6 protein-coding genes are annotated in these 7240 nt (G+C 62.6%); 4 read left to right on the top strand and 2 right to left on the bottom strand.

Annotated features, from left to right (window positions below; all coding sequences use genetic code 11):
- Nucleotides 1-1439 (top strand): bifunctional diguanylate cyclase/phosphodiesterase (locus RI841_RS12530; protein ID WP_310705941.1); only part of this gene is annotated, 1439 nt, incomplete at its 5' end.
- An 88-nt stretch (nucleotides 1440-1527) separates the two neighbouring features.
- On the opposite strand, the gene RI841_RS12525 is transcribed toward RI841_RS12530, so the two are convergent.
- Nucleotides 1528-2841, bottom strand: a complete 1314-nt coding sequence (locus RI841_RS12525) for a peptidoglycan-binding protein (RefSeq protein ID WP_310705940.1) — start codon at nucleotides 2839-2841, stop codon at nucleotides 1528-1530.
- A 494-nt stretch (nucleotides 2842-3335) separates the two neighbouring features.
- Between RI841_RS12525 and RI841_RS12520 the strand changes: the two genes are divergently transcribed.
- Both RI841_RS12520 and RI841_RS12515 read left to right on the top strand, forming a co-directional pair.
- On the top strand, nucleotides 3336-4013 hold the full coding sequence (locus tag RI841_RS12520) for a VTT domain-containing protein (RefSeq protein WP_310705939.1): 678 nt from the start codon (nucleotides 3336-3338) through the stop codon (nucleotides 4011-4013).
- Nucleotides 4014-4109: 96 nt separating this feature from the next.
- Nucleotides 4110-4676, top strand: coding sequence for a hypothetical protein (locus RI841_RS12515; RefSeq protein WP_310705938.1), 567 nt, complete (start codon nucleotides 4110-4112; stop codon nucleotides 4674-4676).
- Between the two features lie 44 nt (nucleotides 4677-4720).
- Here the strand turns inward: RI841_RS12515 and RI841_RS12510 are convergent, their stop codons facing one another.
- Nucleotides 4721-5239: a CIA30 family protein gene (locus tag RI841_RS12510; RefSeq protein ID WP_310705937.1), complete on the bottom strand. Its 519-nt coding sequence runs from the start codon at nucleotides 5237-5239 to the stop codon at nucleotides 4721-4723.
- Between the two features lie 341 nt (nucleotides 5240-5580).
- Here RI841_RS12510 and RI841_RS12505 point away from each other — a divergent pair.
- On the top strand, nucleotides 5581-7240 hold a 1660-nt coding region (locus RI841_RS12505), incomplete at its 3' end, for a hypothetical protein (protein ID WP_310705936.1).

Genomic DNA, 7240 nt, shown 5'->3' with positions numbered 1-7240 from the left:
CCGAGCCGGATGCCTTCGATCCCGCCGAGATTCGGTTGCTGGAGGAGGCGGCCGCTGACCTCGCCTTCGGCATACTCACTTTGCGGGCTCGCGAGCGGCACAGGCGCGCCGAGGAAAAAATCGAGCATCTCGCCTTCTTCGATCAGCTGACCGGACTTCCCAACCGCAATAAATTGTTGGACGCCATAGGGCAGGCTGTCGAGGGACTGCGATCGGGTGGAACGCAAGTGTCTGTTCTCAATTTGAACGTTGTTCGTTTCAGCGACATACAGAGTGGAATCGGAGTGCGCAAGGCCGATGACTTGCTGCGGCAGCTTGCCGCACGCCTGCAGCAAGCCCTGCACGGGGGTGAACTGCTTTCCAGGATCGGTGGCGACGAGTTCGCCGTTCTGCTGCGCGAGGGTGACGCCGCCCAGGCGCGTGCCTGCGGCAAGAGGATCGAGCAGGCGTTGATTCCGCCGTTCCAGCAGGCGGGGATTCCTATCAGCGTGCAGGTGTGGGTCGGTGCTGCAATAGCGCCTGACGACGGCGTCGATCCGGAGGTGCTCTTGTTACGAAGCGGTATTGCGGCGCGACAAACAAGGAATAATCTGGACTCGTTTTCCCTGTACGCAGGGCCTACCGAAGCGGAATCGCCACGACATCTAGCACTCATTAGCGAACTGCGCGAAGCAATCGAGGAGAAGCAACTTATACTGCATTATCAGCCCAGGATCGACTTGGGTAATGGGCGAATAACGGGCGTCGAAGCACTCGTGAGGTGGCAGCATCCCGAACGAGGACTTATTCCACCTAGCCAATTTATTCCGATCGCTGAACAGACGGGGCTGATCAGACCGCTGACTTACGGTGTACTGGATGCGGCGCTGCACCAGTGCTGCATCTGGAAACGTCAGGGTTATACCATGCCGGTAGCGGTCAATGTCTCGGTGAGCAATTTCAACGATCCGGATTTTCTGAAGCGGATAGAGGAGATGCTGCAAACCTGGAACGTGGGAGCCGATTTGTTACAGCTCGAGATCACCGAGAGCGTGCTTATGGAAGAGCCGGCCCGGACTCACGATCTCCTCATTCGGCTCAAGGGCCGAGGGATCTCGGTGTCGATCGACGACTTCGGAACGGGGTACTCATCCCTGAGCTATGTCGCGAGCCTTCCCATTGAGGCGCTGAAAATCGATGCTTCCTTCGTCAGCCAGATGTTAGGTTCAGAGCGCACTCGCAGCGTGGTCTCCGCCACTATTGCCCTTGCGCATTCGCTTGGCATCAAAACTGTGGCGGAGGGCGTGGAAACGAAGGAACAGGTGGAGATGCTGATTGCCATGGATTGCAACGAGATCCAGGGCTTTTTCTTCTGCCGGCCGGTCGAGGCGGAGGAGTTGCGCCGCTGGACGGCCGGGTTCTCACTGGATTCTTATGCAATTCACAAGAAAAATCGTTAAATGTCCCGGAAGACGGGAATGTCTCCTATTCTATCTTGGTTCTGACAGAGAGGCCGGTTTTAGCGTCGACGTTTTTTCTGTCCAGGCGCTAATCCTCCAGCCTGATCCGGCGCAGGGTGTAGTCACCCCCCTGGTTTGCCAGCACAAAACCCTGAAAGGGGTCGCGCAGGCCATTGTCCTGCACCCGAAGCAGGCGCTGGCCATCCACGCGGACTTGCATCTGTCCGTTCTCGTCACGGGTCCAGATAATGCGGTGGAACCGGCCGTCTTCGAGGTCGAGCCTGCCGTCGTGCCGGTCCACCACCTCGGCGCTTCCTGACATCAACCTGACGAGGCTGAGCCCCGGGCGCGAGCCGGCAGAATAGACCAGGCGATAGCCGGTGCCGTTGGGCCGGTTGCCCTGGAACAGCCCCAGTTCCAGGCTTCCCGGCCGTTGGCGGGAAGCGAGTTCCAGCTCCATCCTGAAGGCGTTGTCGACGCGTGCATTGACGAAGATGTGCGCCGGATCCACGGGAGTGGGGACGTCGCCCTGCCTGGCATTGCCCGTCTGCTCGAGAATCAGCTCCAGCATCGCCAGACCGATCTCCTCCGGTCGCTCGGAGCTAAGCCTGCGTGATTCGCGATCGGTCGTCCGTTGCATTTCCACGATGCTGCGCAACCCGTTCTCATCGACCTCGAAGTTGCCACTGCGTAACGTCCAGGAAGGATTGCGATGGTAATCACCGTCGCTGAAGTCGTCGTGCAGGGCGACCCGAGACGCGGCAAGGGTTGTCGGCTCGGAGGGTACGGCCGCCTCGTCGTTCTCCGTCTGGCGCAGGCGTTTCAGCAGGCCGGTCGAGGCGCGGCCGTTCCGGGCAATGCCCATGTCGGCCTGAAACTGACGTATCGCGTTGCGGGTACGGCTTCCCATGGCGCCATCCACCGGGCCGGCGTCGTAGCCGAGCCGGTTGAGCTCGCGCTGTATCTCGGCGATGCCTTGCCGATCCGATAGGGTCTCGATGTCGGGCCGCGACTGCGGTGTCGCCTGTGAAGAAGGGGTCTCTTGAGGCTGCCAGCCACGTGTCGCCTGCTGCGCCTCGGCGATCTGTCCGGCCGTCATGCGTTCGGCCAGCGAATCGCGTGCCTCGGCGGCATGGCGGTGACCGTGGGCCGCGGCCAGGTTGTACCACTTGTGAGCCCGCACGAAATCCTGGGCGGTCCCGTTGCCGGCCTCATATAGGCGACCCAGCATGTACTGGGCATCGGCATCACCGCTTCTGGCCGCGTCACTGAATTTCTGCAGCGCCTGTTGGTACTGCTGCTGCTCGAAGTGGCGCATGGCGTCGTTGTAATCGGCGCTGGCCAGTCCGACAGAGCCGAAGAGGATAAGACTGAGTACGAGGATCTTGATGATCACGGTCATGCCTCCTGTGAACGGGCTTATCATCCGCAACATCAGGATGCTGGGAAGGTCAGGGAGGCCGCTGCCTGATCGTTGTCGCAGGTAGGCGAACGGCATCCTGCTCTACGAGCGTAGCATCAGGATAGGCAAGATGCGTGATGACGCCGGCCGGGTGGTGCTGTGCTGCCTGGTCGGGTCTGGTGAAAACGTCAGGATCATCGCGGCGTGACGATGGTGTCCTCTCCACGTCCAGTGCGCTGGTCCTTACCGGCCCTGCAGGGGCTGGGTGGCCAGCCGATGTCGTGCGATCAGCAGCTGCATCACATTGGGGCGAGTGGCGGGGCATTGGCCAGCCACCGACCGCAAGACAGCTTCGAACTTCTGCCAGGGCAAGCTGACGCACTGCTACTCGCAACAATCGGGGACGTACCGCTCTGTTCCCCGGTGTGGGGAGTCGTGACCCATCGCAGTGGGCGTGGGACGATGGTGCTTTGATGGATGATCGAGACCCTTTGATGTTCAACGTGCGTTCGCCAAGCCGTCCCTGGCGCTGGGCGGCCATCAGCGCCACGCTGCTGATGGCTGGCTATCTGTGGATCTGGCACTCGCCTGAACTGGCCGACGTGCAGCATTGGGCCGACGAGGCCTCCCACCAGCCCGCGGTGATTATCTCGGTGATCCTGATCATGGCGGTGACCCTGGCGCTCGGCCTGCCCGGCAGCATTGGACTGTGGCTGATCGCGCCCTTCTATACGCCCTTGGCGGCCACCCTGATGTTGACTGTCGGCAGTGTGGCGGGCGCCCTGGGGGCCTACTACCTCTCTTCCCGCTTCAGCGACCGCTGGACGCCCAGGGGGCTCACTCGCAAGGTCATGGACAAGCTGGAGAGGCGCGGTGATTTCCTGACCCAGTGCGCCCTGCGGGTGCTGCCGGGGTTCCCCCACTCCGTGGTCAACTTCGCCGCCGGCCTGCTGCGCCTGCCGTTGGCGACCTTCGTGATGGCGGCCATCATTGGCCTGGTCATGAAGTGGGGAGTCTACGCCAGCGCGATTTACGGCGCCCTGGAGGCGGTAGAACAGGAGGAGGCTGTCAGCCCCGATGTGATCCTGCCGCTGGTCGCGCTCACCCTGCTGCTATTGAGCGGTGCCTGGCTCAGGCGCCGAGTCGAGGCCCACGGCCATCCGATGGGATAGAGGGGGTAGGGCTTCGGTTGGGCAAACAGCAGGGGGTGTGCGGACTCATGGAATGATTGAGGACGTACCCTCATTGTCTTCCAGAGGAAATCGCCCATGAAGCGCTCAGTCAGCGCTGCCCGGTACCTGGTTCTCGCAGCGATCGTCGTTGCCCCGGGCTGTTCGTCACACGGTATCTATCCCGTCGAGTGGGGCGACCTTTCGCCGGCTGCGGGCGATAGCTGCCCCTTGCTCACGGGCATGTATCAGAACGGGGGTGAACGCGCGGTACCGGAGGGCGGCTCGCCCCAGTATTCCCCGCCTTACCTTACAAGCTATTTCTTTGCAGACACCGCCGCTGCGGCGCGCGCGAAACGTGTTCGAATCACGGGCGATGCGAACGCGGTGCTCACGGTGGAAGCGCTCGGCAAGGACGCTTCCCTTGAGCCGCGCATCCTGCAGCGGCAGGACCACTATCGCTGCGAGGATGGCTGGCTGCTGCTGGAGTCGTCTCGCTGGGTGGCGGAACAAGTCAGTGGCTTCGAGTCCATGACCTATCGCTTCCGCAAGACGAATGATGGCGCGTTGGTGGTACAGGTGAGTTCTTCCGGGGTCGGTGTCGTGTTCGTGGTGCCTGTCGCCGGGAGCTCGACCGAATGGCACCGGTTCCTGCCGGTGGAATAGGGTGGTGTTCATGCAGGAAAATGGGGAGCTATTTCCTTGTTCCGTTACCGTTCCTTTCCTTTATTCCCATCGGCCAGCGCATCGAGCCACGCTACCTCCAGCCGAAAGGAGCCCGGCCGTCGGTCGGCAATGAGAAGCCCGACCTGCTGGATCGCCCCGGGATCGAGCGGCGGGGCATCTTCCAGCCGCCGGCCCCGGAACACCGCCTCGAACTCGTGCCAGGCCAGGGTTACACCCAGCCACTCGCCGGCGGGTGGCTGGAACAGGGCCCGGTAGGCCGCGCCATCGAACAATCGGTCGGTGCGCAGGCGCAGCTGGTAGCGACGACCGTCGCCGCGCAGATGCAGCACCAGGCCTGCGTGATCGCTCAGATCAAAGGCCTCGGGCTCACGCCGTACCGAGGCGAAGCCGCCGTTGTTCTCGAGTGAAATCTCGCCGCTGAACACGCCGATGCCGTCCTCCCCGTGAAGGCTGCCTCGCGAGACGCCGCCCATCACGTCGTCGTTGATGGCTCGCCAGCGTGGCGCCTCATCCGAGTGCTGAAAGTCGATCAGGCGTGTCATCGGGCCTCCCGTGGTCGTGCTTCGTCAGGCGTCCAGCATGCCGGTCATGTCATGCGCCGTCTTCTGTGGCGTCACCGCCTCGAAAGATATGGGACATACTCTGAAAGGCATTGGCCAATCATCATGAGGGCATGATAAACGACAGCGAGGCGGTAAAGTGTATCCGATATCGGGATGGACCCGGCGCCGGGGAGGCTGAGGCGTCGCGTCGCAAGACGATGGTCGAATCCACATACTGGGTGTCTGAGTAGAAGCTTACCAAAGCAAGATATTACGCTTGCTTAATCTGGCCGGCTGACAGGCAGCAGTATTTTCCATGCCAGCCAGAGTGCCCCGTCTGCTTGACGGCGCTCAGCAGCTTAATCCGCAGGATCGCATCGGAGTGGAGCATCATGTCGGTATTGAGGTCCGGACCGTATCGGTGGCTGATGAGGCTTGCGCTCCCTCTGCTGCTGGCCACGCTGTTGACGCCGGCTGCCGAGGCGGCGGGCAACGACCGCGGCGGCATCCTGACCCAGCAGGAGATGACCGCGGTCGGCCACCAATACGGCAAGGTACAGGCCGAGTGGCAGGCCGAGCTCGATCGTCATGATGCCCGCGTTCGTGAGATCGAGTCCTCGTCTCGCTCGCGCTCTCAGAAGGACGCTCTGCTGCAGCGCGAGGTACGTCTACACCGCGCCGAGTCCCAGCGTGTGGCGAAACTGCGTCATCAGGTTCAGGACGTTCTGATCAGCGAAGCCAATGCCCGGGCAGCTCATGGCAGTAGTGCCACTCGGCGTCGGATCGAGGCCTCGCTGGGGACCTCCATCGATGATCCGGCGCATCGGGGGATGCGCGGGGACCTTGATGCCGCCGGAGGAGTGCGCAGCGTCGATGCCCTCAAGCAGGTCCTGCTCGATATGGGACTCGACCACGTGCCCGTGCGTGAGTTGCCCGGTACCCTCGAGATCGGCACAGAGGACATCGGTGGCAAATTCGAGATGACGGTGCACAAGGGAGGCCTCGGTGCGCCGCCGGGCAGTCAGTTCGCCGAGATCCGCGATGCCGTGGATGCGCGAAATCACGAGGTGTACCTGTCCGAGCGCATGCGCAATCGTGCCGCCGGGACCAAGCAGGTCGGGACGGATTTCGTCGAGGTTCAGGACCATTTCAAGAAGGCGGCGGAAGGGCTGCGTGCCACCGGTCGACAACTTGTAGATAAAGAAAAACTTTCCCTCATGCAGTCGCTGGCCAAGGGAACGGCCAAGACGTTGCAGATTGGCGATATTCCGGATGCCGAGCTCGGGGACATCCTGCGTCAGCATGGCATCGACCAGGCGCCGGCCGAGTTTCGTGAGCGCCTGCAGGCGTTGAAGGAACAGCGGATCTTCATCGATGACCCGGCGGAGGCGGCGCGTTTACGGGACGTCGGCAATGAGGTCTTCACCCGGGCCGAGCAGCGTGCCTATCAGCGATCCCAGGTGGAAATCGAGACGCGCCGTGCCGAGATTGACCGCATCCGCGAGAAGATCCGCAAGGTCGATGCCATGAGCGATCGGCCGGAGACCCGTGCCCGTCGTGACGCCCTGAAAAAATCTCTGCAGGCCAGGGAAAAGTCACTACGCAGCGAGGTCATCGACTCGCAGAGCAAGATGCGCGCGGCAGCGGAGGCCAATGCCGACATTCGACAGCAGTCTGGTGGAGAGCGCCCCCGGGTGACGACCGATGCCGATGGCCAGCCCCGTGCGCCGGGAGATGCGGCGGACACGGCGGCCGGGTCGCGGGCCCCGCAGGAGGGCAACACCGGCAAGGGTGCCCCGGCCGAGGCGAACGCGCAACGGTCCCCGCCGGAGGCACAGGGCAACTGGCAAAAGGCCAAAAGTGGCGCCGCCCGCGCCTATCAGGTCTATGGGGTAGTGACCGACATCGCCGACATCGGCAAGCGGTATGGCGTCCGTTTTCAACTGGAACCGATTGCCTGGTCGCCTATCCACTCACTCAAGCAGAGTCTGCAGCTGATCG

This window comes from Halomonas sp., from assembly GCF_031581305.1.
GTDB lineage: Bacteria > Pseudomonadota > Gammaproteobacteria > Pseudomonadales > Halomonadaceae > Halomonas.
Note: the sequence above shows the minus strand (reverse complement) of the source record. Positions and strands in the feature narration are given on the sequence as shown.

Bases quoted from the DNA above. Each gene is read 5' to 3' on its own strand.
- RI841_RS12525 (WP_310705940.1), bottom strand. From the start codon at position 2,841: ATGACCGTGATCATCAAGATCCTCGTACTCAGTCTTATCCTCTTCGGC.
- RI841_RS12520 (WP_310705939.1), top strand. From the start codon at position 3,336: ATGTTCAACGTGCGTTCGCCAAGCCGTCCCTGGCGCTGGGCGGCCATC.
- RI841_RS12515 (WP_310705938.1), top strand. From the start codon at position 4,110: ATGAAGCGCTCAGTCAGCGCTGCCCGGTACCTGGTTCTCGCAGCGATC.
- RI841_RS12510 (WP_310705937.1), bottom strand. From the start codon at position 5,239: ATGACACGCCTGATCGACTTTCAGCACTCGGATGAGGCGCCACGCTGG.